We start from the raw sequence: 25,309 nt of genomic DNA on the forward strand, positions 1-25,309 counted from the left end.
TGGTGATAATCTCGTTTCACTCCCCGCTCAGATCTGCCGCCAGATGCCCAGCCAAGACCCTCTGCTGCTCCGTCACCACCGCCCGTTCATCGCCTTCTGGCTAGCTCGAATCTTCACCGCCAGCGGGTTCCAGATGCTCACCGTGGCCATCGGCTGGAACCTCTATCAACTGACCGGCAACGTGCTCGACCTGGGCCTGGTAGGGCTGGTGGAATTCGCGCCACGGGTGCTGTTCATGCTGCACACCGGGCATGTGGCCGACCGCTACGACCGGCGCCGCGTGGCGGCAATCTGTCAGTCACTGCAGGCCTTGATTGCCCTGGCGCTGGCCATCGGCAGCCTGACCGACAATGTCACCCGGGAGATGATCTTCATCCTGGCCTTCCTGCTCGGTGGCGCCCGCTCGTTCGAAATGCCCACCACCCAGGCCTTGCTGCCGAGCCTTGTGCCCAGTGCACTGTTTCCCCGGGCGGTGGCCGCGGCGCAATCGGCGCAACAGTCAGCGACCATCGTCGCCCCGGCACTGGGCGGATTGCTGTATGCCTTCGGCAGCGTCTGGGTCTACGGCCCGACCGTGGCGCTCTATGTGATTGCCTGCCTGCTGATGCTCAACCTGCCGGCCCGGCAGACTCCACTGAGCAAGGGCAAGGCCACCCTGGATTCATTGCTGGCGGGGGTTCGCTTCATCCGCAGCCGCCCGGACATCCTCGGCGCCATTTCCCTGGACCTGTTCGCCGTGTTGCTGGGGGGCGCCACTGCACTCTTGCCGGTGTTCGCCAAGGACATCCTGTTGACCGGGCCCTGGGGCCTGGGGCTGCTGCGTTCGGCGCCGGCAGTAGGCGCCTTGCTGATGTCACTGTGGCTGGCGCGTTTCAGCGTCGAGCGCAAGGTCGGGCGGGTGATGTTCACTGCGGTCGGGGTGTTTGGCGTCGCCACCATCGCCTTCGGCCTGTCCACCTCGTTCTGGTTTTCCCTGGCAGTGCTGGTGGTGCTGGGGGCGGCGGACATGATCAGCATGGTGATCCGCGCCTCCTTCGTGCAGCTGGAAACCCCGGACGAAATGCGCGGCCGGGTCAGTGCGGTGAACGGCCTGTTCGTCGGCGCTTCGAATCAGCTGGGGGAATTTGAATCCGGGCTGACCGCCCACTGGTTCGGCACGGTGCCGGCGGTGGTGCTGGGCGGGGTCGGTACGCTGCTGGTGACCGGGGTCTGGATCAAGCTGTTCCCGACCCTGGCCCAGCGTGACCGGATGATCGAGCGGGTCGAGCAATCCAAGGCCTGAAGCCGCGCCGGGCAGGCGCGGCCAGGTTCAAGCGTCAGTGGCTGGGCTGAGCCTCAGCACAGGCTCGCCATTTCGCCGCCTCCAGCAGGTCGCAACCATCCTGGGTCAGTACATAGAGCACGTCGATGATGTGCGGGATGTCCTTCACATCGCCGTGGCTGAAGTTCAGGCAGCAGAGGGTTTCCAGCAGGTTGGCAGCCGTGCGCATGCGTTGCTCGGCGGCTTCGTGCAGTGCCTCAGGGGACGCATTGGCGTTGATAAAAAACACACCTGGCCGGCTTATGTTGGATTTAAGCGGCACATAGTGAGCAGCAGTTTTCGGGGTATTCATCATTAGATCCTTCTTTATGAATGACCGCCCCAATCGTGACCAAACGATGGGTGGCGGACTGTGCACAGGTTGGTCAACCGGGAAGAAGGCACCCGGCACACCCGAAGGTGTCCCGCGCACAGCCCACCATTAAGCGTGCGGACACGAAAAAGTGCCTGCAAACCAGGGTGGCGCGTGCGCCTTCTAATTTCGGGTGACCAAACCCGGCCGCTGAATTGGCAGCGACGGCGCGAACTATAGGGGTGATGGGACGGGCGGTGCAAGGAGCGGCTGGTTAGGCTTTGTTACCCGCTCACAAGCTCCGTGCCCGACTCCTTGCCGAACCGAGCTGCGACAGAGAAACGCCCCGCGGGGGGCCTCGTAACAGGTTGTTGATCATTCTCTGCAATACAAAACCGCTACGAAGCATGTAAGGTATCACCTTACACTCGCACCCCATGATCAAGTCCTTTCAGCACAAAGGCCTGCGCGCCTTCTATGAAACCGGATCGACTCGTGGAATACGGGCTGAGCATGCACGCCGGCTGGCCCGCCAGCTGTCGTTCATGGATCACGCCAGCGAACCGGCCGGGCTCGACCTGCCGGGCTGGCGGCTGCACCCGCTCAAGGGCGACCTGCACGGCTATTGGTCCCTGGTGGTGTCCGGCAACTGGCGAGTGATCTTTCGTTTCGTAGGTTCGGATATCGAACTGGTCGACTATCTGGACTACCACTGAACAGGAGGCAGGATCATGCCCATCCACAACCCGCCCCACCCCGGCGACACCCTGCGCCTGGATGTCTTGCCCGAGCTGGGCATCAGCGTGACGGAGCTGGCGCGGCATATCGGCTACGCCCGCCCGCACCTGTCCAAGGTGTTGAATGGCCATGCACCGATCCGCGCGGAACTGGCGGTCCGCCTGGAACGCGCCGGAATCGGCAAGGCCAAGGTCTGGCTGGCGGTGCAGGCCGACTACGACATCTGGCACACCGAACAGGAGTTGCAACCGGTGATCGAGCCCATCTCGGCTCATGTCGGCTGAGCCCTAGACCAGCAACTCGGCAGCTACCTGGGCGCGCTTGGCGCGGCCGCACAGCGCTTCCACCAGGGCCAGGGCAAACGCCAGGGCCGCGGCGGACCCCTGGGCGGTGATGCAGTTGCCGTCCACCACCACCGGCTGGTCGACAAAGGTGCAGCCCTGCAGATGATGGCTGGCGCTGGGCAGGCAGGTCATGCGCCGCTGGCGCAGCACCCCGAAGGCTTGCAAGGCCAAAGCCGGTGCTTCGGCGATCCCGGCGAACAGGCGCCCTGCCGCGGCCTGATCCTTGACCAACTGCAGCAACGGTTGGTGAGCCGCCAAATGCTGGCCCCCCACCGCGCCGCCGGGCAACACGATCAGGTCGAAGTGTTGGGCCAGCACATCCACCAGCATGGCGTCGGCAGTCAGCCGGGTGCCCCGGGCGCAGGTGAGCATGCGCCGGCCTTCGACGCTGGCCGTCAGCACTTCGATTTCGGCACGGCGCAACACATCGATCAAGGTCACGCTTTGCAGGTCATCGATGCCTTCGGCAAGGGTGACCAAGGCTCTGAAGGTCATGGGGATGACTCCACAAGGAAGGTCTTTAGAGCTTAGCCAGCTTTGCCGGGCGCCGTTCGAGGGCTACTTGATGTAGATCTGCGCGCCCAGGGTGTTACCCGGCGCATTGAGCGAGGTGTTGCGGAAACTGAAGGTGCCTTCCTGCTTGCCCGCCAGATCGAAGACATAGATGTAGCCGACGGTGATCCCCGAGTTGCCGCACGGCACATAGCTGGAGCCGTCCTCGCACACCGGCGAACGGGTGCCGTCGACCTCGAAACCGTCCAGGTTCACGTGAGGCTCGCGACCGTAGCCGATTTCCAGCACATAGACCTTGATGTTCGGACCACGGTGATCGCACTCGGTCCGCTCACGACCGTCGGAGACATCCTCAAGCCCGCAGGACGGCGACAGCACCTTGAGAATCTCCACCCGGCTCAACGGCGGTGCCGAGCGCGCCAGGGCCGGAGTCGCCAGCCAGCAAGCCACGGCGCCCACAAACGCCAACGCGGTCATTTTCATTGTGCTGCGCATAAATCCCCCCTTAAAAGCAGGGCGCAGTATGCGCTACTTGCCAGCAGGGCAAAACATCGCCGACGATCGCAGCCATTGGCCCACGCTGCTGGTATGATGCGCGGCTTTTTCCGACCCAAGGCAAATCCACAGGCGCATCAGGCAGTCTGTGCTTTGCTGTTGGAGTCGATACATTCACGGCGCCGGGCGGCGCCACGGGGAGCAGACATGCTGGAAAGGCTGTTTCAACTCAAGGCACATAACACCAACGTGCGCACCGAGATTCTTGCGGGCGTTACCACCTTCCTGGCCATGGCCTACATTCTCTTCGTCAACCCGAGCATCCTCGGCGAGACGGGCATGGACAAGGGTGCGGTGTTTGTCGCTACCTGCCTGGCAGCCGCCATCGGCTCCACGGTCATGGGGCTGATCGCCAACTACCCGATCGCCCTCGCGCCGGGCATGGGCCTCAATGCCTTCTTCACCTACACCGTGGTCCTGCACATGGGCCACACCTGGCAAGTAGCGCTGGGTGCGGTCTTCATCTCGGCGGTGCTGTTCTTCCTGCTGTCGATCTTCAAGATCCGTGAATGGATCATCAACAGTATCCCGCTGCCGCTGCGCTCTGCGATTGCCGCCGGGATTGGCCTGTTCCTGGCATTGATCGCCTTGCACAACGCCGGGATCGTGGTAGGCAACCAATCGACCCTGGTCGGCCTCGGCGACCTGAGCAAGCCCGCGCCTATCCTTGCAGCCCTGGGCTTTGCCCTGATCGTTGCCCTGGAAGCGCTGAAAGTGCGCGGCGCAGTGCTGATCGGCATCCTCGCGGTGACTATCGTCTCCATCCTCCTGGGCGTCACCCAGTTCGGCGGCGTGATCTCGATGCCACCGTCCCTGGCCCCGACTTTCCTGCAACTGGACATCAAGGGCGCCCTGGACATCGGCCTGATCAGCGTGATCTTCGCCTTCCTGTTCGTCGACCTGTTCGACAACTCCGGCACCCTGATCGGCGTCGCCAAGCGCGCCGGGCTGATGGGCAAGGACGGCCACATGCCGAAAATGGGCCGGGCACTGATCGCCGACAGCACCGCGGCCATGGCCGGTTCGCTGCTGGGCACCTCGACCACCACCAGCTACATCGAATCGGCAGCGGGCGTCAGCGCCGGCGGCCGCACCGGCCTGACCGCCATCGTGGTGGCGATCATGTTCCTGCTGGCGCTGTTTTTCTCGCCCCTGGCAGCCAGCGTACCGGCCTTCGCTACCGCTCCTGCCCTGCTGTTCGTCGCGGTGCTGATGACCTCGGGCCTGGCGGAAATCGACTGGGACGACATCACCGTCGCCGCCCCCGTGGTCGTCACCGCCTTGGCGATGCCCTTCACTTACTCCATTGCCAACGGCATCGCCTTCGGCTTTATCGCCTGGACCGTGATCAAGCTGCTGTCGGGCCGCGCCCGTGAGCTGAACGCGCCGCTGGTGATCCTGTCGATCCTGTTCGTGATCAAGCTGGGTTACCCCGCATGACTTTTGACGCCCCCTCCTACGCGGTACAACTGCAAGACAAGGTCGCGCGCCTGCGTGACCTGCTGGCGCCTTTCGACGCGCCCGAGCCCCAGGTCTTCGACTCGCCCTTGCAGAACTTCCGCCTGCGCGCCGAGTTCCGCCTGTGGCGTGAAGCCGGTGATCGGCACTACGCGATGTTCTCCCAGGACGACAAGCGCACGCCGATCCTGATCGAGGAGTTCCCCATCGCCAGCCAGCGCATCAACCAGTTGATGCCGCAGCTCAAGGCCGCCTGGCAAGCCAGCAGCGCCCTGAGCCACAAGCTGTTCCAGGTGGAGTTCCTCACCACCCTGGCCGGCGACGCGATGATCACCCTGTGCTACCACCGTCCCCTGGACGAGCACTGGCACAAGGCCGCGAGCCAGCTGGCTGCCGACCTCAAGGTCAGCGTGATCGGCCGCTCCAAGGGCAAGCGCGAAGTCATCGGCCAGGACTATGTGGTGGAAAAGCTCGAAGTGGGCCCACGCACCTTCAGCTATCGGCAACCCGAAGGCGCCTTCACCCAGCCCAACGGCACGGTGAACCAGAAGATGCTCAATTGGGCCTATGAAGCCCTGGGCGAGCGCAGCGACGACCTGCTGGAACTCTACTGCGGCAACGGTAACTTCACCCTGCCCCTGGCCACTCGGGTGCGCAAGGTACTGGCCACCGAGATCAGCAAGACCTCGGTGAATGCCGCCTTGAGCAACCTCAGCGAAAACGCTGTGGATAACGTCACCCTGGTGCGTTTGTCTGCCGAAGAGCTGACCGAAGCCTTGAATGAAGTGCGGCCGTTCCGCCGCCTGCAGGGCGTGGACCTGAAGAGCTACGAGTTCGGCAGCGTGTTCGTCGACCCGCCCCGGGCCGGCATGGACCCGGACACCTGCGAGCTGACCCGGCGCTTCGACAACATCCTGTACATCTCCTGCAACCCGGAAACCCTGGCGGCCAACATCGCCCAGTTGCACGACACCCACCGCATTACCCGTTGCGCGCTGTTCGACCAGTTCCCCTGGACCCACCACATGGAATCCGGGGTCTTGCTGACCCGTCGCTGATCCGCCCTGCGCCACCCAACAGCCGTCCTCGTGACGGCTGTTTGCATTCTGCCACCCTCCCCCTCCGTAGGAGCCGGCTTGCCGGCGAAGAGGCCCCTGAGACCTGCGCCAATCTGGCCGACGCCATCGCTGGCAAGCCAGCTCCTACAAGGCCAAGCCTGCCGCCCTCCCCCTCCGTAGGAGCCGGCTTGCCGGCGAAGAGGCCCTTGAGCCTTGCGCCAACCCGGCCGGCGCCTTCGCTGGCAAGCCAACTCCTACAAGGCCAGCCTGACGCCCCCCTCTCCGTAGGAGCCGGCTTGCCGGCGAAGAGGCCCTTGAGACTTGCGCCAATCTGGCCGACGCCATCGCTGGCAAGCCAGCTCCTACAAGGCCAAGCCTGACACCCCCTCTCCGTAGGAGCCGGCTTGCCGGCGAAGAGGCCCTTGAGACTTGCGCCAACCCGGCCGGCGCCTTCGCTGGCAAGCCAGCTCCTACAAGGCCAGCCTGACACCCCCCCCTCCGTAGGAGCCGGGTTGCCGGCGAAGAGGCCCTTGAGCCTTGCGCCAACCCGGCCGACGCCATCGCTGGCAAGCCAGCTCCTACAAGGCCAAGCCTGACACCCCCTCTCCGTAGGAGCCGGCTTGCCGGCGAAGAGGCCCTTGAGACTTGCGCCAATCTGGCCGGCGCCTTCGCTGGCAAGCCAGCTCCTACAGGGGTCGGTACGGCATTGGGGTTCAGCCCAGGGGGCGGAAGTAGCCGGCCAGTTGCTGCAGGTCCTGTTCGTTGAGCAGGCCGGCGTAGTACTTGAGCTGGATCCGCGCCAACAGGTAGGCATGCCGGGCATCCGCCATGTCGCGACGGGCGCTGAACAGTTGCTGCTCGGCGTCCAGCACATCGAGGTTGACCCGCTCGCCGCCGTGCACGCTTTTCTGGGTCGCGGTCACCAGGGCCTCGGCCGAGCTGACGGCCATTGCATAGGCCCTAACCTTGGCCGCCGCGCTGGTATTGAGGTTGAACTGCTTGCGCAGCTCGTTGAGGGTGGTGGCGGTCTGCGCGTCCAGCTCGAACTGCGCCTGGGACAACTGGCTGGCCGCCTGGCGGGTCGAGGCCGACACCGAGCCGCCAGCAAACAACGGCAGGCTGACCTGGATACCCACCGTATTGGTGTCGTATTTCTGCTTGTAGGAGCTCTCCGAGTCGGAGCTGGTCTGGCGGCTGCTGGCGTACAGGCTGACCTTGGGCAGGTGCCCGGCACGCTTGCGCTCAACCTCATACTCAGCCACCCGCAGGGCCTGGTGCTGAGAAGCCAGTTCCGGGTTGTTGGCCATGGCAAGCTCGCGCCAGCTGTCAAAGCGGTTGGGCAGCAGCGGCTGGGTTTCGAACTGCCGGGTCAGCGGGTCCAGTTCGTCGATCTGCAACGGCTCGCCGACTATCGCTTGCAGCTCGCGCAAGGCCGCGTCCTGCTGATCCTGGGACTCGATCTCTTCGGCCAGTGACAGGCTCAAGCGGGCCTGGGTCTCCAGCACATCGGTGCGCGTGCCCTCGCCCCCCTTGAGCAGGCGCTCGTTGAGCTGCAGGCGTTCGGCATAGGCACGCTTCTGCGCGCGGCTCAGCTCGATCCGTTCCTGGGCCAGCAACGCCTGGCTGTAGGCACTGAGCAGGCGCACTGCCAGCTCCTGGCTCTTGCCGCGAAAGCGTTCGTCGGCAAACAGTGCCTGGGCCGCGCCCTGGCGAAAACGCGCATAGGCTTCGTAGTCCAGCAAGGGCTGCTGCAACGTCAGGGTTGAGGCATAGCTGCGGTAGTCACGATCGGTGGTGGTGTTCTGGGTCACCTCGGACTGGTTGCGCGAGTTGTTGTAGCTCCAGGACAGGTTCGGCAGCAGTCCGGCGCGGCCGATCACTTGGTTTTCCTCGCCGGCATCACGTTCCTTGATCGCCGCCTGAAAGGTCGGATCGTTGCGCAAGGCCAGGTCGTAAGCATCCAGCAGCCCCAACGCCTGGGCCCCGGAAGAGGCCAGCAGACACAGCAGGGGCAAACAGCGCCAGGTTCGAATCATTCTTCCACCAACGCCATATGAGTGCGGTCCAGCAACGGCTTGAACAGGTAATTGAGCATCGAGCGCTCACCAGTACGGACAAAGGCTTCCACCGGCATGCCCGGACGAATCTGCAAGCCATGCAACTGCTGCATGCCCTCGGCGCTGACCGTGGCGCGCAGGGTGTAATACGGCTCGTCGGTGCGCTCATCGACTTGGCGATCCGCCGACACCAGGGTCACTTCGCCGGGAATCCGCGGCGTGGTGCTCTGGTTGAACGCCGGGAACATCAACTCCACCGCCAGCCCCGGATGCACCTTGTCCACCAGTTGCACTGGCACCCGCGCCTCCACCAGCAGCGGCTCGCCCTGGGGCACGATGTCCATCAGCGGCTGTCCCGGCTTGATCACCCCGCCCTCGGTGTACACCTCCATACCCACCACCACCCCGGCGGCCGGCGCCCGCACCTGGCTGTTGGCCAGTTCGAACTCGGCAGAGGCCAGGCGGTTACGCAAATCCTCGGTACGGATCCGGGTGTCGGCCAATTGGCTGCGCAGGTCTTTCTGGAAGTCCTCGGTGGACTGACGGATGCGCAAGCGCAGTTCGAGGATCTGCCGCTGCAACTGGCCGATGCGGCCGAAGTCCTCGGCAATCGAACCATCGATCTGGGCATACAGGCGTTCACTGTCCAGCAGGCGGTTACGGGGAATGTAACCGTCCCGCGCCAGCTCCCGCAGTCCCAGCAATTGCTCGCTCAACGCCTGGCGCTGCAGCACCTTGCTGGCCTGGGAGTCCCGGGTGCCACGCAGTTGTGCCTCGGACCCGGCAATGGTTTCGCCGATCCCCTGCTGCTCCATGCTCAGGGCCTGGTGCCGGCTGCTGAACAACTGCCGTTGCAGGCTCATGCTGGCGGCCACATCCGGCTCAGCCGCCAAGGCCTGGAGCTGGGGATCGAAAACAATGCCCGAGGCGCCGTCGCGCTCGGCATTCAGCCGGGCCTCGCTGGCCAGGGAGCCCAGGTACTGGCTGCGCAAGGATTGCATCTGGGTACGCAACGGCGTTTCGTTGAGCCGCAACAGCACCTGACCGGCGCTGACCCGGTCACCTTCCTTGACCTCGATCCGCTCGACGATACCGCCGCTCTGGTGCTGCACGGTCTTGCGGTGACCCGACACCATGACCTTGCCCGACACCGCCACGCCCTTGTCCAGCGGCGCCAGGGCGGCCCAGCCGAGAAAGCCGGCAAAGCCTCCCAGCACCAGCAACCAACCCAGTCGCGAGTATTTCTTGTCGTCCAGGGCCAGGACGTTGTTCGGGGTGTTGCTGGGGGCCGGCATGGGCCCCAGGGAATGCACTTGGCTCATGCGGGCTTTCCTTCACCGGCGACAGCCCCGAGCCGGTAGCTCAGGTTGAGGTTGGACACGGGTTTGCCAGCGGGGGCGGGCGGCGGCGCCTTGGCTTTCTGGCTGGCCTCAAGCACCCGCGCCGTCGGGCCGAAGGCTTGCAGTTGGCCATCCCGCAGAATCATCAACTGATCGGTGAGGGTCAGCACATTAGGCTTGTGGGTAATCAGCACCAGGGTGCGTTTGTGCTCCTTGAGCTGGGCGATAGCCCGCAACAGGGCTTGCTCACCGGCCTCGTCGAGGTTGGCATTGGGCTCATCGAGCACAATCAGCGCCGGCAGGTCGTACAGCGCCCGCGCCAGGGCGATGCGTTGCTTCTGCCCACCGGACAGCCCGGCACCGCCCTCCCCCAGTTGCGTGTCATAACCTTGCGGCCATTGCAGGATCAGCTCATGCACCCCAGCCATCTGCGCCGCCGCCAGGACCTTGTTGGAGTCCAGCGGGCCGAAGCGTGCGATGTTCTCGGCGATGCTGCCGGCAAACAGCTGGATATCCTGGGGCAGGTAGCCAATGTGCGGTCCCAGTTGCTGCTTGTCCCATTGGGCCAGGTCGGCACCGTCCAGGCGCACCTTGCCGGTAACCGGCAGCCAAGCCCCTACCAGCAGACGGGCCAGGGTCGACTTGCCACAACCGGAAGGGCCGATCACCCCCAGTACCTGCCCCGCCGCCAGGCTGAAGCCGAGGTTGGCCAGGGCCGGCCGGCGACTGCCAGGGGCACAGGCGCTGAGCTGCTCCACCAACAGATCCCCGCGCGGGGTGGGCAAGCTCATGCGATGCGGTCGCGGCGGATTGGCCTGCAACAGGGCCGACAAACGCCCATAGGCCAGGCGCGCCGAACTCCACTGTTTCCACACGGCGATCAGTTGATCGATAGGGCTCAACACCCGACCCATGAGAATCGACCCGGCAATCATCATCCCCGGGGTGATCTCGTTCTGGACCGCCAGCCATGCCCCCAGACCCAGCACCAATGACTGCAAGGCCAAGCGCACGCCCTTGGACCAGGCACTGACCGTGGCGGTCTTCTCGCTGGCCAGGTTTTGCTGGGCGAGGAACTGCTGGTGCCCGGCGAACCAGCGCTCGCGCAAGGTGCCAAGCATGCCCATGGCCTCGATGGTTTCGGCGTTGCGCAAATTGGCCGTGGCCTGCTGGCTGGTGCTGATGGACAAGCGCCCGGCCTCAGCCAAAGGCGCCTGGCACAGGTGATGATTGACCCAGGCCAGGACCACCAGCAGCACCGCACCGCCCAGGGCCAAGAGCCCGAGCCAGGGATGGAAGAGGAAGATCACCAACAGATAGATGGGAAACCACGGCGCGTCGAAAAACGCGAACAGCGCGTTGCCGGTGGCGAACTGGCGCAGCGCAGTCAGGTCATTCAGAGCCTGCCCCGCCGCCTGGGTGCCGCCCTTGAGCTGCGCCTCGAATGCAGCGTCATACACCCGCTGGTTCAAGCGCATGTCCATCTGTGTGCCGAGGCGGATTACCACCTGGCTGCGCACCCACTCCAGGGCCCCCATCAGGCCGAACAGGCCGATGATCATCAGGGTCAGCATCAACAGGGTCATCTGATTGCCCGAAGCCAGTACCCGGTCATAGACCTGGAGCATGTACAGGGCCGGCGCCAGCATCAGCAGGTTGATCACCGCCGAGAACAGACCGATGTTGAAAAAGCCGCTTTTATAGGCCGTCAGCGCGGCCAGCGTCTCGGAACCGGCGCAAGGGTTTGGCCTGCTCATGAAGGTTTCCCGTTGGAGGTTGAAAGTCATGCGCAACGACCCATTCAGCAGGAACGGTATCGCCAGCGGCTCGCCGCGTGCGTTGACAGGCAGCACGGCGCTCCGCAGAATTTGTCGCCAGCGTCGCCCTGGCCGTCGAAAACTCGGGCGACGCTGACGCTGTACCCAGCGAATACGCGAGCAATCACGTATTCGCTTTTTTATGCGCTTAGCGCACTCAGGCCGCCAGGGCCCAGTCTTGAGCCACGTCCTGCACACCCACCAGGGCCACGTCGGTGGCGAACGAATCGACCGCATGTCCGATACCGGCAGCAGCCAGTTGGTCGAAGGTCGATGCGGTGGACAGGCCGTAGTCGTCCAGCAGGTCGTTGAGCACGCTGGTCAGCGCCGCGGTGTTGCCCTGCATCAGGCCGTAGATCACTTCCTGCACGGCGTTGCCAACGCGGCCAGCGCCTTCGGCAGACGACAGGTCGAGGCCATTGAACGCCACTTTGTAGGTATCCAGGGTGAAGTCGCTGCCGCTACCGCCGCCCAGTTCCTGGCCCAGTTGCACGTTGTCCAGCTCGCCCCACAGGTAGTGGTTGAGGTTGCTGCTGGCTGGCTGCTTCGGATCGAACACATAGTGCAGGCCGTTGCTGGTGTCGCTGTCAGCGATGAAGGCGTAGTCGGAGCCTTTGGCACCGTGGGTCGCATACTGGTCGCCGCTCAGGCTGCCATTGCTGAAACCGCCAGTGTTGCTGGTACCGTGGCCAGCGGTTTTGAAACCCAGAGCCCAGTCGGTCAGGTAATCATTGATCGAGACAGAACCGGCCAAAGAGTCGTAGCTAACAGAAATAGTCATTACTGAACCTCGTTATCAAAACGCTGTTGATCAGCCCGCAATCAGATGCGTGCTTTTTGCCCACCCTTGGGCAAAATCGGTGATGAAGAACCTGCAGGCAGAGCCCTTCAAAATTTGTACTCAAGCATTCCACTCAGGGTCCGGCCACGGGCCAGGCTGAGGTTATTGATGTCGCCCATGGCGACGAAATAAGCCTCGTCGGTGGCGTTCTCCAGAGCCAGGGCAATGTTGAACTGATCGGTCATCCAGTAGCTGGCATACAGGTCGTAGACGGTGTATTTCGGCCAGGCCGCCTGGTCCAGCAACTGATAGTTCTGGCTGTTGAGGTTTTCACCGTTGCCGGAGCTGTAGCGCACCCGTACCCCGGTATCCAGACGGCGCTCCAGAAAGCGCGCGCCCAGGGTCAGGGAGCCACGGTCCGCTGGCATGTAGGTGGCGTTGCCCATAATCCGGTTGCAACTTTCCCGGGCGTTGGCCGCATCGTCGTCCAGCCACTCATAAGTGGTCACCACCCGCTGGCCGATGGAGCCGTCGGGCCGCGTGTAACGTTCAAGTACACGCCCCAGATTGCGTCCGCGCTTCTTTGCGCCGCCCAGGTAGTAGTCCTTGGAGCAGAACTCGTTGCTGCCAATCATGTGGGTGTAACTGAGGTTGGCGTAGGCGCGCCCCATGTCGTAGTTGAGCTGGTACTCCAGGCCCCGAAAACGCGTCGGCTGGGTGTTGTTGACATAGGCCATGGTGCCCATGCCCCCGCCGGCAGCGGTCTGCGGCAAGTTCACGCTATGGTTGAGGAAGGAGAAATTCTCGATCCGGGTATCGAAGTAGGCGACCTTGACCCCCAGCCGATCGCTATGGAACAGCAACGACTCCTTGAGCACGTTCACGCCCAGCTCCCAGTCCCGGGACTCCTCGGGCTTGAGAAACGGGTTGGGGAAGACCCGCTCGCCCGATCCACCACCGTGAGGGCGGCCAGTCATGAAGGTCTCGGTCACTGCCGGCGGGCGCCAGCCCTTGCCCCAGCGGGCAAACAACTGAACATCGTCCAGGCCAGGCTTGATCCCGATGCCGAAGGTCGGCGAGAAACGTCCCTCCTCACGATCGATATCGAATACATCCTCGACCCGTTTGATCGCAGTGGTAGTGGTCACCGGGTCACGCTTGTACAAGGTCATGCCGGTCTGCCCTTCAAGGCGATAACGGTCATAGCGCAGGCCGGCATCCAGGGTCAGCCAGTCGCCGTAGTCGTATTGCAGAGTGTTGAATAGGCTGGCGATGGTGCGCTTGCCCGCCGGGTCTGCGCCCTCCACATAAGGCAAGGAGCCCTCGTTGGCCGCCGCGAGTTTTCCGGTGCTGGGCTTGAACTGGTCCTGATAGACCTCCACCCCATAGTTCCAGCTGAAACGGCCATAGGCATCCAGGTCGAAGCGTGAGGTGTTCTCACCCTGCATGCCCCAGGTATCGGTCTGGAAATGATCGGTGTAGGCCGCGTAATAGTTGCCAGAGTCCAGGCTGACAGGGTTTTCACTGTTGGCCCGATCCTGCTGGGTACTGACGTAGTACACCTTGGCCTTGACGTCGATCAGTGGGTTATCCGGGCTGTAGCTGTAGTCCAGGGCGATGTTCTGCGCTGTCAGGTTGTTCTTGCTGTGGCGCCGATAATAGGTGCTCTGCTGATCAAAGGAGGTATAGGCCCAGGCGTCGTTGCTGTCGCTGTCGCTTTGCAGGTAGCTGAGTTGCACGCGCTGATCGTAGGGCAGGTTCAAGCCGAACTTGACGATCTGCGAGCGGGTCACGCTGCCGGAATCGCCGACTTCGCTGTGCAACCAGTCATTCCAGGCCGCGGGCATGTACTTCTTGGCCCCTATGTTGCTGCCCAGGTTATCGGCGTTGTTGGTCCCGCCTCGGTAGTCACCAAAATGTCGCTCGCTGTAACCCAGCAACACATCCCCACGCTCATCACCAAAGGCAAATACGCCGCTGCCGTTGAAGTAGGTGCCATTGGCCAACCCACCGATGCCGCTACCGGCGCGAAAACGGCCACCGTATTCCTTGCCGTCAGCGAGAAACTCACGGGCTTCCAAGGTCTTGAAACTGGCGATACCACCCAGCACCGCCGCGCCGCCCATCCCCGACTGGCTGCCCTTGTCGATCTCGATGCTGGAGATGAACTCAGGGTCGATCAGCATGGTGCCGTTGCGTTGCTGGTGGCCGTTGACGTTGAAATTCTGGCGCATGCCGTCGATGTTCATATTGACCCGGCCGTAGTCCTGCACGCCGCGGATGTTTACCGACAGGCCCGGATCTCGCTGGTTGACCGCGGTGTAGACCCCGGCGGTTTCTTCGAGCATGTCGGCGGCATGCCGGGGTGGGCGCTTGTCGATCTGTTCGCGGGTGATTACGGCTACCGAGCTGGGGGTCTGGTAGACCCAGTCGCTGGCGCGGCCTTCGGAGTGAGCGGAAATGGTGGTGGTACTTAAGGCCAGGGCTCCGTCACGTTCGGTCGCGATCCGGTTCAGGGTCACTTGGCGCTCGCCGGTGAAGCGGTATTCCACCGGGGTGTCACCGAGCATCCGCGCCAGACCGTCCTGCACGCCATAGCTGCCCTTCAGCAGGCTGCTGCGCAGGCCGTACAGGCGCTGACTGTCGAACAGCACTTGCAGCCCCGCCTGCTCGGCAAACTGCAGGACCGCAGTACCCAGGGGTTGCGCGGGGATGTCGAAGCTCAATAGTTGCTGCTGGTTGCTGCCCGCCGCCCGATTGCTCTCGGCTTCGGTGGCATGCGCCAAGCCGCTGCTCGTCATCGCTGCGACACCGCCCAGATGGATAACAAGGGCCAGCCGGCTCGCGGCATAGATTCCCTTGCAACTGCTTCCACTCATGCCCGCGTTCCCCAGGTTGCTATTTTTGTGTATGCGAATGCATCTCACTAGCAAGACGTATCAGGCGGGGAAACTCAGTAAGGTTTTTTGCAGTTTTTTTTCGACGGCCGGGAAACGGCCGTCGGCGGGACTTCCGGAAGGCCTAGTAGATCAGGCTGACCCCGGCCAGATCAAAGCGCTGGACCCGCAGCTCATGGGTCAGGGTCGACAGCGCGGCATCGAGCATGTCCAGGCGGAACACGCCACTAACCTGACGCAGGGCCAGGTCATGACTGCCCAGCATCACCCGACCTGGACGATAGCGATTGAGCTGCTCGACCACCGTGGCCAAGGGTACCCGGTCGAACACCAACACCCCGCGACTCCAACCAGTGGCTCGTTGCAAGTCCGGAAGATCGAGGGCCACGACGCCGGTCAACGGGTTGTAGCGGGCACTCTGCCCTTCCTCCAGTACCCGCTGCGACGGACCGCTGTGGGCTGGCGCCTGCAGGTTCACCGCTACGCTGTGCTGCAACACACCGACCCAGGCCTGCTGAGCGCCCTCACGACCGACCACGAACCTGGTACCCAGGGCTCGGGTGGTACCGCCGGCACTCTCCACTACAAAAGGGCGGGATTCCTGCTCCCCCATCGGCGCCACATCGAATACAGCAGAACCGGCCAGCAAGCGCACATGTCGCTGGTTTTCATCGAAGTCCAGGGCAATGGCGCTGTCCGTGTCCAGTTGCACACGACTGCCATCCATCAACTGCACGCTGCGTACCTCACCCTTGCTGGTGAAGTAGTCGGCCTGCGCACGCAACCAAAGGTGAGGTCCTTGCACGCCGGCCACGCCCACCGCCAGCAGTAACAACGCCACGCTGGCAGCTCGGCGCCAGATGCGCCGACGGCGGGGGCGCTGCGACAGGGGCGGGGGCGGAGCAAGCACACGATGGGGGGCATGAAGCGCCACCGGCTCGATATCCTGCGCAGCTAAATCCCCCAGCACCGCCCAGGTCTGCCGGGCGAAACCCAGGGCCTCGACATGACGCGGGTCCTCGGCCTGCCACTGTTGCAGTTCGGCCTGCTCGGCGGCGCTCAAAGGCGCGGCATGCAAACGCACCGCCCAGTCGGCGGCGGCCTCAGTGATACTGCGCTCTTGCGGACCCTGGCTATTCACGTGTGAATCTCGATTTCTCGTTATGTATAAGCAGTGACGTCTGAACCCGACTTTTACCGTAATTCATTCGTCGGCCGCTGGGCCTTCTGCGCCCTGCAGGCGTTGCATGACATACGCCAAGGCCTTGGCCAAGTGCTTCTGCACTGAACTGTCAGAGATGTTCAAATGCCGCGCCACCTCGGCATGAGTCATGCCCTCGAGGCGGTTCAGGCGGAAGATCTCCCGAGTGCGCTCCGGCAACTCGGCCACTGCCTGTTTCAATGCCATGCGCTGTTGCTGCGCCATCGCCTGAGCCTCCAGCCCGGCCACATCATCCTCGATCTCGGCCAGCACTTCATGGGGCACGGTTTCGGTCTTGCGCCGTGCTTCCTGTCGGACATGGTCGATCAGAAGATTGTTCGCCGTGCGGTAGAGATAGCCCTGGGAGTTGTCGATACGTTCGCCACGGGTCTGCTCCGCCAGGCGCAGGAAACTCTCCTGGACCAGATCAGCCGCCAACTGAGGGTCCCGTACCCGGCGCGCCAGGTACCCACGCAGGGCAGCGGCATGCTTGAGAAACAGTCCCTTGAGATCCATGTCCGACAAACCGACTCCCTGGAGCATGAAGGAAATTGCCGGGCATCTTACGGCCAGTCGAGAATGATTTTCAATTGATATAAGCGCTCAATATCTCCTGGAACCTTCAACCCCGCGGCCAGCCTTGCACTGCCACGGACGGACCGGCCCCTCAACGTACTCAACCGGCCCGTTCGATTACCGAACACTTATTGACCTATCCCGCTGTTGCTCGAGGGTCGCCAATTGACCAAATTAACCAGTTGGTACAATTTACCCGTAACGCCTCGTACCTTCTCCCGAGGCTCACAATAACAACGGAGATCTACCCTCATGCGCCCTATCGTTCTGGTGCTCAACGGCCCGAACCTGAACTTGCTCGGCACCCGTGAACCTGCCACCTACGGCCACCAAACCCTGGCTGATATCTCCGCCCTGTGCGGCCGTACCGCCGAGGAGCTGAACCTTGGCGTGGAATTTCGCCAGACCAACCACGAAGGCGAGTTGCTCGACTGGATTCACGCCGCCCGTGGGCGCTGTGCCGGTATCGTGATCAACCCGGCAGCCTGGACTCACACCTCGGTGGCGATCCGCGATGCGCTGGTGGCCAGCGAGCTGCCGGTAATCGAAGTACACCTGTCCAATGTCCACGCCCGCGAACCGTTCCGGCATCACTCGTTTGTCTCGGGCATCGCCCTGGCGGTGATGTGCGGCTTTGGCAGCCACGGCTACCGCCTGGCGCTGGAACACTTCAGCCTGCGGTTCAAGGAGCAAGGCGCATGACGGGGCACACTGGCGTACTCGCCGGGCTGATTGGCGCCGGCATCCAGGCTTCACGGACCCCGGCCCTGCATGAACATGAGGGAGATGCCCAGGGTCTGCGTTACCTGTACCGACTGATCGACCTGGACCCGTTGGGCCTGGATAGCAGTGCCCTGCCCGAGCTACTGAGCGCCGCCGAACGGATGAGCTTCACCGGCCTGAACATCACCTTCCCCTGCAAGCAGAGCATTCTGCCACTGCTCGACGAACTGTCCCCGGAGGCCCGCGGCATCGGCGCGGTCAACACCGTGGTGCTCAAGGATGGCAAGCGCGTCGGCCACAACACCGACTGCCTGGGTTTTGCCGAGGGCTTTCGTCGCGGCCTGCAAGGCGTCGCACGACGCCACGTAGTGCAGATGGGCGCTGGCGGCGCCGGGGCGGCTGTGGCTCACGCGCTGCTCAGTGAAGGCGTGGAGCAACTGAGTATTTTCGATGTGGAAAACCTGCGCGCGCAGAGCCTGGCGGACAACCTCAACCAGCATTTCGGTGCCGGCCGGGCCAAGGCCGGGGGCGACCTGCCCAGCACGCTGGCAGATGCCGACGGCCTGGTGAACACCACGCCCATGGGCATGGCCAAGCTGCCGGGCATGCCGGTGCCGGTGGAGTTGCTGCGGGCGGACCTGTGGGTCGCCGAGATCGTCTATTTCCCGCTGGAAACCGAGCTGCTGCGCAACGCCCGCGCCCTGGGTTGCCGGACCCTGGATGGCGGCACCATGGCGGTATTCCAGGCGGTCAAGGCGTTCGAGCTGTTCAGCGGCCAGCGTGCCGACCCGCAGCGCATGCTGGCGCATTTTCAGCGCATGAACGGCTGAAACGCGGATGCCTGTAGCCGCTGTCATAGACAGCGGCTACAGGAGGCGCGGTTACTCGGACTTGAGCTGCAAACGCGAGAGCAAGCCGATCAACAGCACGTTGAACAGGATCATCAACAAGCTGCCAAGGATCCCTACCACGCTGATCAGCGAAGACGGCAACCAATCGAACAGGCTCAAGCCGGTCAGGGACAGCAGGCGTTCGCCGAACCAGAACGTGTCTACCACGATCATCAGGATCAGGATGATTTTCAGCGTTGGAACCGGGTTGCCCATGGTGCCTTCCTTGTCGTGTGTGGGGGATAGAAGCTGGAGGGTAGCGAGGCGATCTTACGGGTGCTTTCACAGGCAAGCCAGCGCCCACACACCAGGGCCTGCTACCAGCAGGCTCAGGCTTGCAGGTAGCGCAACACCGATTCGCAGATCATTTCCCGATGCCGCTGCTTGATGCTTTCGTCCGGCAGGTCGATCTGGAAGATCTCGCCAAAGGTGTGCCGATTCGACACCCGATAGAAACAGAACGAACTGATCAGCAAATGCACATCCAGAGGGTCCAGGCCGCTACGGAACACGCCATCCTGCGCGCCGCGCTCAAGAATCTCGCCCAGGGCATCGAGGATCGTGTTGTTCATGGCCTTGATCACGCTGGACTGCTTCACGTACTCGGCCTTGTGGATATTTTCGATGCTGACGATACGCACGAAATCCACGTTGCGGTCGTGGTGATCGAAGGTGAATTCCACCAATCGGCGAATCGCCTCCCGCGGTCTCAGCTCCGCCAGGTGCAAGCGGCTCTCGGTGCTGCGAATGTCACCGTAGAGTTTCTCCAGGACTTCGACGTACAGCTGCTCCTTGCTGCCGAAGTAGTAATAGATCATGCGTTTGGAGGTATGGATACGCTCGGCGATCGCATCCACCCGCGCACCGGACAAGCCCTGCTGGACGAACTCGACAATGGCTTCTTGAAGGATGTTCTCGCGGGTCTTTTCCGGGTTGTTCTTGCGACTTTTGCGCGGCTCGAGAGCTGGCTCATCGGGCGCAATCGAGCGTTCACTGGTCATTGTCATTATGGGCTCACGGCCATCACTGCACACGCGGGCGATTATGGGCCGCGTCCTGTAGCGAAAGAAAGTACAGAGGCGCTGGATTGCCGCCTCCCTTTACCAATCCGCTACAACTTGGCCTGGCGCACCGCGCCGCTGCGGGACTTGGCCATGGCTGCCAGCCGTACAGCGACGTTGGCCGCGCCATAACCGGCATAGCCATTCTTGCGCTGGATGATCTCGAAGAAGAACCGCCCCTCGAACGCTTCGGTGTAGACGTGAAACAGCTCGCCACCCTGGGTATCGCGGTCATACAGGACGTTGTAGTAGGCCAGTTCGCTGAGGAACTCATCGTCGAAATCAAAACGCGCCGCCAGGTCATCGTAGTAGTTGAGCGGGATATCCAGCAGCGGAACGCCCGCCTCCTTGGCACGGCTGACTTCGGCGAAGATGTCGTCGCAATCAAAAGCGATGTGGTGCACCCCCGAGCCGCGATAGCTGGACAGCGCATGGGAGATCGCGGTGTTGCGATTCTCCGAGATGTTCAAGGGCAAGCGGATCGAGCTGCAGCGACTGCGCAAGGCGCGGCTCTTCACCAGGCCATAAGGGTCGGGCAACACCACTTCGTCATCGGCCTCGAAGTCCAGCAGGCTCTTGTAGAACAGCACCCAGCTGTCGAGGCTGTCCGCCGGCAAGGCCATCGCCATGTGATCGATGCGCTTGAGGCCGCCCTGGGCCATGACATCACCGTGCATGTTGAAATCGATGTCGTACAGGTGCTGGCCGCCCTGCTGCTGGTCCACCAGGTAGATCAGGCTGCCATCGGGTTCGCGCACCGCCGCCAGTTCCAACTCGTTGGGCCCCACCAGACCGCGATAGGGCTGGCCCTTGTAGGCCACTGCCCGCTCCAGGGCCTTGGCACTGTCCTTGACCCGGATTGCCGTGGCACACACCGAAGGACCGTGAGCCTCGAAGAAGCTGTGGGCAAAGGAATAGGGTTCGGAGTTGAGGATCAGGTTGATGTCCCCCTGGCGCATCAGGCTGACGCTCTTCGAGCGGTGCTGCCCGACCTTGGCAAAGCCCAGGCGCTCCAGCCAGCCACCAAGCTTGGCTCCCAGGGCGTCGTCCACGGCAAACTCGAGGAACTCGGTACCGCCATAGGCCTCTATGGCCGGCGGAGCGAACAGGATATCCAGGTTGGCCACCGGTTGCGCCTCCTGCAGCAGGCGCTCGCGGGTCTTCTCTTCCAGGTACAGCAACGAGCGCAGACCGTCGGCAGCGTTGGCCCGGGGCGGGGCGGCGCGAAAGCCGTCGTTGAAAACCTCCAGGGACAGCGGGCCGGTGTAACCGCTCTTGATGATCGGCGCCAGGAACCCCGGCAGATCGAACTCGCCCTGACCGGGGAAACAACGAAAATGCCGACTCCACTCCAGGACGTCCATGGCCAGGATCGGTGCATCGGCCATCTGCACAAAGAAGATCTTGTCTCCCGGAATCTGCGCTATCGCCGAAGGGTCGCCCTTGAGCGACAGAGTGTGGAAACTGTCCAGCAACACCCCGAGGTTCGGGTGGTTGGCACTGCGAACGATGTCCCAGACCTGTTGATAAGTATTGACGTGGCGTCCCCAGGCCAGGGCTTCGTAGCCAATGCGCAAACCACGCACGGCGGCGCGTTCGGCCAACTGGTGCAAATCGTCGATGAGGATCTGCCGATCACCCAGGCTGTCTGCCGAGGCGTTGCTGCACACCAGCACCAGGTCGGTGCCCAACTCCTGCATCAGGTCGAATTTTCGCTCGGCGCGCTCCAGGTTGCGCGGCAGGCGGTCGCGGCGACAGCCTTCAAAATCCCGGAACGGCTGGAACAGGGTGATGGCGATGCCCAGGTCGGCGCACATCTGTCTGATTTCACGAGGGCTGCCGTCGTAGTAGAGCAGGTCGTTCTCGAAAATCTCCACCCCATCGAACCCGGCGGCGGCAATGGCTTCGAGCTTTTCCGGCAGGGTGCCGCTCAAGGACACGGTGGCAATGGAACGCTGCATGATTCAACTCCCGGATAATGATGGCCGGTTGCGCCCGCGCCTTTTATTGGATGCAGCGGATTATTCCACACAGCCGTTTAAAGTGTACGAACCAGTTAGTTTTGTGTTCGATTATCGAACAAAAAGCGGAATGGCGAATTGACGATTTTTCAGCCACTGCGCACCATCGACAGCACATTGAGCCTGCCCACAAACCCAAGGCTTCAATCACCCAGACCCAGAACACACCATAAAAATTTCAAAAATCGGGTACACCCTCATGCTTGCACTCAACGCCCCGCACCGCTGCACATCCCTTTGGCTCACACCTGGAACGGCCTCAATCGGCACTCGGGATCACGACGCGCTACACCCCTGAGTTGCATGTCGTACCTATGGCGTTCGCCTGCCCGAGATCAACGGCACGACGAACCTACCCAGCCGATCAATCACCCAGTCCAGGGCTGCCACGCCCCCACTGACGATTGATCACGCGCCCTTGAGTTTCGACGACCCCTGGTTCGTCAGTCACTGAACGGATGGCTTACATGATTCCTTCCCAAAGCTCTCGCATCGCCCCGAGCCTCAGCGTCGCCGGCGGTATCGGCGACAAGATCCGCGGCGCACTGGCCGTCGGCAAGACGCGCTGGAGCATGCTCGCCCTGGTGTTTTTCGCCACCACCCTGAACTACATCGATCGCGCCGCACTGGGCGTGATGCAGCCGATCCTGGCCAAGGAAATGAGCTGGACGGCGATGGACTACGCCAACATCAACTTCTGGTTCCAAGTCGGATACGCCGTGGGCTTCGTGCTCCAGGGACGCCTGATCGACCGCGTCGGGGTCAAGCGGGTGTTCTTCTTCGCCGTGCTGCTGTGGAGCCTGGCCACTGGCGCCCATGGCCTGGCCACTTCGGCGGCGGGGTTCATGGTCTGCCGCTTCATTCTCGGGCTCACCGAAGCGGCCAACTACCCGGCCTGCGTGAAGACCACGCGCCTGTGGTTCCCGGCCGGCGAGCGGGCCGTGGCCACCGGCATCTTCAACGCCGGGACCAACGTCGGCGCGATGTTCACGCCGATGCTGCTGCCGTTGATCCTGCACGCCTGGGGCTGGCAGGCCGCGTTCCTGTGCATGGCGGCACTGGGCGGTGTGTGGCTGCTGTTCTGGGGCCTGAAGTACTTCAACCCGGAAGATCACCCCAGCGTCAAAGCCTCGGAGTTGGCGTACATCCAGCAGCAAGTCGAGCCCGAAGAAACCCGCGTGCCCTTCAGCCGCATCCTGCGCATGCGTGGCACCTGGGCCTTCGCCATCGCCTACTCGCTTACCGCACCGGTGTTCTGGTTCTACCTGTACTGGCTGCCACCGTTCCTCAATCAGCAGTACAACCTGGGGATCAACGTGACCCAGATGGGCATCCCGCTGATCATCATCTACCTGACGGCCGACTTCGGCAGTGTCGGTGGCGGCATCCTCTCCTCGTTCCTCATCGGTCGCGGGATGAATCCGATCAAGGCCCGACTGCTGTCGATGTTCCTGTTCGCCTGCTGCATCATCGGCGTGATCATGGCTGCCGGTACCGCCAACCTGTGGCTCGCGGTGTTTGCCATCTCCCTGGGAATCGGCGCACACCAGGCCTGGACCGCCAACATCTGGAGCCTGGTAATGGATTACACGCCTAAGCACATGATGAGTACGGTGTTCGGCTTCGGTGGCATGTGCGCGGCCATTGGCGGCATGTTCATGACCCAGATCGTCGGCCACATCCTCACTGCCACCAACAACAACTACACCATTTTGTTCACCCTGATCCCGGCGATGTACTTCATCGCCCTGACCTGGATGTACTTCATGGCCCCGCGCAAGATTCCCAACGTCGAAGACTGATGCTCCCCTCGCGCAGGTCCGGTCCCGGGCCTGCGCTTTTTTTCGTCACCCAGCCCTTCACGCACGGCGCTGTTGCCAGGCTGCCGCCAGACCACTGAGGCAGATCACGGCAATCCCCACCTGGGTAATCAGCGGCGGCATGTGACCAAACAGCAGCCAGCCCAGCAGCCCGGCGAAGACGATCTGGCAATAACCGAAAGGCGCCAGCAGGGCCGGTGCCGCCTGACGAAAGGCCTGGGTCAGGAACAGGTGCGCACTCATGCCGCACGCGCCCAGCGCCAACATCAGCAAGCCATGGACAACCCCCGGCGTCTGCCAGAAGAACGGCACCAGCGCACTCATCACCAGGGTGTTGCACAGCCCGGCGAAGAAGTTGCTGGTGGTCGGGCTGTCATGCTCGGCGAGCTTGCGGGTGAGTAGTTGATAGAAACAGAAGCACAGCGCCGAGCAGAACGGCAGCAACACCGCCGGGGTAAAGAGTTCACCGCCCGGGTGGACGATGATCAGCACGCCGATGAAGCCGCAGATGACTGCCAGCCATTGGCCCCGAGTCACCTGTTCACCCAACAGCGGCACCGACAACGCGGTGACCAGCACCGGCGCGAGAAAGTTGACGGCCGTGGCCTCGGCCAGCGGAATGAACAACAGTGCCGAAGTGAACAGCAGGCTGGTACCCAACAGACACAGGGCCCGCGCCAACTGCAGCAGCGGCCGTTTGCTGCGCAGCACCCGCAAGCCCGATTGCGGGAGGAAGATCCCGGCCATCAGCAAGGTATGGATCAGGTAGCGCGCCCAGACCACCATGATCACCGGGTAGAACCCCGAGAGGTATTTGGACAGGGCATCGTGGCTGGCGAACAGCAACGTCGCCAGGACGATCAGCAGAATGCCCTTGAAGGGCTGGTTGATCCCGGAGAGGGGCGTGCTGAGGGTCATGGTGTTCCTTGGGTGATGAGCGGATAAACCGCTTCGCCGACAAGCCGGCGTCTACAGGATGATACGCAACCTATAGGAGTCGGCTTGCCTACGAAAGGGTCCCATGCGGGTTCAGATACGAGCCAACAACACCTGGGTTTTGTCCAGGGCCATCTGTGCCCGCTGCAAGGCGGTGACACCCCGCTCCAGCAATTGCAGCGTGGGAATTTCCAGGCTCAGCGGCAGATTATGCGGCAAGCACTGGAGCAGTCCCGCCAGATCACAATCACCCTCCCCCGGGAAACGCCGTTCATTACGCGCCTGGCGCAGGATCTCCTGCATGTCAGCGGGGCAAGGCCCGGCCACATCGCACAACTGTGCATAACGCAGTCGTGCCGGATCAACCTTGGCCAGCGCCTGCAGGCTCGACCGTGAACGATCGAAATGAAAGGCATCCACCAGCACACAGCCATTGTCACGGCCAGCGCTCTCCACCACCCGCACCGCCTGCTCCAGGTTGCACGCATCGGTCCAGGGCATGAACTCCAGATGTGGATGCAGCCCATACGGCACCGCCAGATCGCACAGCGCGGCAAAGTTGTCGGTCATGCGTGCTTCATCGGGATCGTTGCCCGCCACCAGCAACTCGCTGGCGGCGAACTCGGCGCCCACCGCCAGCACCGCCTCGAAATCGCTGATCCGAGTCTGCGGTTTAAGCCGCAGGATCTCCACATCCAGCACCCGTATCCCCGTATCCCGCAGGCGGGCCAGGGTCTGACGGCGCAAACCGGCATCGGCCACCAGCGCAAAGTGGTGTTCTTCCGGGGTCGCCGGTACCAGGCGCAGGCCGACATGGCTGTAGCCGACGCGGGCGGCCACCTCGACCATTTCCGGCGGGGATAGCTCCAGCACGGTCAGGCTCGCCAGGGAAAATATCCGCTCACTCATC

The 25,309-nt window shown here is 62.9% G+C and carries 24 protein-coding genes; 9 read left to right on the top strand and 15 right to left on the bottom strand.

Annotated features, from left to right (window positions below; all coding sequences use genetic code 11):
- Nucleotides 1–43 precede the first annotated feature (43 nt).
- A complete protein-coding gene (locus tag GV819_RS12815) occupies nt 44–1,282 on the top strand; it encodes an MFS transporter (RefSeq protein WP_161756456.1) in 1,239 nt (412 codons plus the stop codon).
- A gap of 34 nt (nt 1,283–1,316) precedes the next feature.
- Here GV819_RS12815 and GV819_RS12820 read toward each other — a convergent pair whose 3' ends face one another.
- Complete coding sequence (locus GV819_RS12820) at nt 1,317–1,613, bottom strand: hypothetical protein (protein ID WP_178125039.1); 297 nt, start codon at nt 1,611–1,613, stop codon at nt 1,317–1,319.
- 437 nt (nt 1,614–2,050) lie between these two features.
- Between GV819_RS12820 and GV819_RS12825 the strand changes: the two genes are divergently transcribed.
- Nucleotides 2,051–2,329: a type II toxin-antitoxin system RelE/ParE family toxin gene (locus GV819_RS12825; RefSeq protein WP_025129224.1), complete on the top strand. Its 279-nt coding sequence runs from the start codon at nt 2,051–2,053 to the stop codon at nt 2,327–2,329.
- A 15-nt stretch (nt 2,330–2,344) separates the two neighbouring features.
- On the top strand, nt 2,345–2,635 hold the full coding sequence (locus GV819_RS12830; RefSeq protein ID WP_161756458.1) for a HigA family addiction module antitoxin: 291 nt from the start codon (nt 2,345–2,347) through the stop codon (nt 2,633–2,635).
- 3 nt (nt 2,636–2,638) lie between these two features.
- On the opposite strand, the gene GV819_RS12835 is transcribed toward GV819_RS12830, so the two are convergent.
- Nucleotides 2,639–3,190: a DJ-1 family glyoxalase III gene (locus GV819_RS12835; RefSeq protein ID WP_161756459.1), complete on the bottom strand. Its 552-nt coding sequence runs from the start codon at nt 3,188–3,190 to the stop codon at nt 2,639–2,641.
- Nucleotides 3,191–3,253: 63 nt separating this feature from the next.
- Nucleotides 3,254–3,703, bottom strand: coding sequence for a DUF4879 domain-containing protein (locus GV819_RS12840; RefSeq protein WP_161756460.1), 450 nt, complete (start codon nt 3,701–3,703; stop codon nt 3,254–3,256).
- A gap of 207 nt (nt 3,704–3,910) precedes the next feature.
- Between GV819_RS12840 and GV819_RS12845 the strand changes: the two genes are divergently transcribed.
- Both GV819_RS12845 and trmA read left to right on the top strand, forming a co-directional pair.
- Nucleotides 3,911–5,203 carry an NCS2 family permease gene (locus tag GV819_RS12845; protein WP_161756461.1) on the top strand — a complete coding sequence of 431 codons (1,293 nt, stop codon included), beginning with the start codon at nt 3,911–3,913 and terminating at the stop codon, nt 5,201–5,203.
- Nucleotides 5,200–6,279, top strand: coding sequence for a tRNA (uridine(54)-C5)-methyltransferase TrmA (gene trmA / locus GV819_RS12850; protein ID WP_161756462.1), 1,080 nt, complete (start codon nt 5,200–5,202; stop codon nt 6,277–6,279). The genes GV819_RS12845 and trmA overlap by 4 nt, the downstream gene beginning before the upstream one ends.
- 713 nt (nt 6,280–6,992) lie before the next feature.
- Here trmA and GV819_RS12855 read toward each other — a convergent pair.
- The 7 genes from GV819_RS12855 to GV819_RS12885 all read right to left on the bottom strand — a co-directional run bounded on the left by GV819_RS12855 (nt 6,993) and on the right by GV819_RS12885 (nt 16,897).
- Complete coding sequence (locus GV819_RS12855) at nt 6,993–8,315, bottom strand: TolC family outer membrane protein (protein ID WP_161756463.1); 1,323 nt, start codon at nt 8,313–8,315, stop codon at nt 6,993–6,995.
- On the bottom strand, nt 8,312–9,658 hold the full coding sequence (locus GV819_RS12860) for an HlyD family type I secretion periplasmic adaptor subunit (protein WP_161756464.1): 1,347 nt from the start codon (nt 9,656–9,658) through the stop codon (nt 8,312–8,314). Before GV819_RS12860 ends, GV819_RS12855 begins: the two co-directional genes overlap by 4 nt.
- Nucleotides 9,655–11,433, bottom strand: a complete 1,779-nt coding sequence (locus tag GV819_RS12865) for a type I secretion system permease/ATPase (RefSeq protein ID WP_161756465.1) — start codon at nt 11,431–11,433, stop codon at nt 9,655–9,657. The genes GV819_RS12860 and GV819_RS12865 overlap by 4 nt, the downstream gene beginning before the upstream one ends.
- Before the next feature lie 217 nt (nt 11,434–11,650).
- Nucleotides 11,651–12,274, bottom strand: a complete 624-nt coding sequence (locus tag GV819_RS12870) for a heme acquisition protein HasA (RefSeq protein ID WP_161756466.1) — start codon at nt 12,272–12,274, stop codon at nt 11,651–11,653.
- Nucleotides 12,275–12,381: 107 nt separating this feature from the next.
- Nucleotides 12,382–15,153: a TonB-dependent receptor gene (locus GV819_RS12875; protein WP_161756467.1), complete on the bottom strand. Its 2,772-nt coding sequence runs from the start codon at nt 15,151–15,153 to the stop codon at nt 12,382–12,384.
- Nucleotides 15,154–15,295: 142 nt separating this feature from the next.
- Nucleotides 15,296–16,312, bottom strand: coding sequence for a FecR family protein (locus GV819_RS12880; RefSeq protein ID WP_161756468.1), 1,017 nt, complete (start codon nt 16,310–16,312; stop codon nt 15,296–15,298).
- A gap of 63 nt (nt 16,313–16,375) precedes the next feature.
- Nucleotides 16,376–16,897, bottom strand: coding sequence for an RNA polymerase sigma factor (locus GV819_RS12885; protein ID WP_161756469.1), 522 nt, complete (start codon nt 16,895–16,897; stop codon nt 16,376–16,378).
- A 303-nt stretch (nt 16,898–17,200) separates the two neighbouring features.
- Between GV819_RS12885 and aroQ the strand changes: the two genes are divergently transcribed.
- Both aroQ and GV819_RS12895 read left to right on the top strand, forming a co-directional pair.
- Nucleotides 17,201–17,650 carry a type II 3-dehydroquinate dehydratase gene (aroQ, locus tag GV819_RS12890; RefSeq protein ID WP_161756470.1) on the top strand — a complete coding sequence of 150 codons (450 nt, stop codon included), beginning with the start codon at nt 17,201–17,203 and terminating at the stop codon, nt 17,648–17,650.
- Nucleotides 17,647–18,501 (top strand): shikimate dehydrogenase, encoded by an 855-nt coding sequence (locus GV819_RS12895; protein ID WP_161756471.1) that lies wholly within the window; start codon nt 17,647–17,649, stop codon nt 18,499–18,501. The genes aroQ and GV819_RS12895 overlap by 4 nt, the downstream gene beginning before the upstream one ends.
- A 51-nt stretch (nt 18,502–18,552) precedes the next feature.
- Here the strand turns inward: GV819_RS12895 and GV819_RS12900 are convergent, their stop codons facing one another.
- The 3 genes from GV819_RS12900 to quiC form a co-directional block, all read right to left on the bottom strand.
- Nucleotides 18,553–18,777: a hypothetical protein gene (locus GV819_RS12900; protein WP_161756472.1), complete on the bottom strand. Its 225-nt coding sequence runs from the start codon at nt 18,775–18,777 to the stop codon at nt 18,553–18,555.
- A gap of 113 nt (nt 18,778–18,890) precedes the next feature.
- Nucleotides 18,891–19,568 carry a TetR/AcrR family transcriptional regulator gene (locus GV819_RS12905; RefSeq protein ID WP_161756473.1) on the bottom strand — a complete coding sequence of 226 codons (678 nt, stop codon included), beginning with the start codon at nt 19,566–19,568 and terminating at the stop codon, nt 18,891–18,893.
- Between the two features lie 104 nt (nt 19,569–19,672).
- Nucleotides 19,673–21,583: a 3-dehydroshikimate dehydratase QuiC gene (gene quiC / locus GV819_RS12910; protein WP_161756474.1), complete on the bottom strand. Its 1,911-nt coding sequence runs from the start codon at nt 21,581–21,583 to the stop codon at nt 19,673–19,675.
- Between quiC and GV819_RS12915 the strand changes: the two genes are divergently transcribed.
- Both GV819_RS12915 and GV819_RS12920 read left to right on the top strand, forming a co-directional pair.
- Nucleotides 21,582–21,725, top strand: a complete 144-nt coding sequence (locus tag GV819_RS12915) for a hypothetical protein (protein ID WP_161756475.1) — start codon at nt 21,582–21,584, stop codon at nt 21,723–21,725. The genes quiC and GV819_RS12915 overlap by 2 nt on opposite strands.
- Before the next feature lie 385 nt (nt 21,726–22,110).
- Nucleotides 22,111–23,445 carry an MFS transporter gene (locus tag GV819_RS12920; RefSeq protein WP_161756476.1) on the top strand — a complete coding sequence of 445 codons (1,335 nt, stop codon included), beginning with the start codon at nt 22,111–22,113 and terminating at the stop codon, nt 23,443–23,445.
- 57 nt (nt 23,446–23,502) lie between these two features.
- On the opposite strand, the gene GV819_RS12925 is transcribed toward GV819_RS12920, so the two are convergent.
- Both GV819_RS12925 and GV819_RS12930 read right to left on the bottom strand, forming a co-directional pair.
- Nucleotides 23,503–24,381: a DMT family transporter gene (locus tag GV819_RS12925; protein WP_161756477.1), complete on the bottom strand. Its 879-nt coding sequence runs from the start codon at nt 24,379–24,381 to the stop codon at nt 23,503–23,505.
- 111 nt (nt 24,382–24,492) lie between these two features.
- Complete coding sequence (locus GV819_RS12930; protein WP_161756478.1) at nt 24,493–25,308, bottom strand: sugar phosphate isomerase/epimerase family protein; 816 nt, start codon at nt 25,306–25,308, stop codon at nt 24,493–24,495.
- Between the last annotated feature and the right edge of the window lies 1 nt (nt 25,309).

This window comes from Pseudomonas sp. Fl5BN2 (assembly GCF_009908205.1).
Lineage (GTDB): Bacteria > Pseudomonadota > Gammaproteobacteria > Pseudomonadales > Pseudomonadaceae > Aquipseudomonas.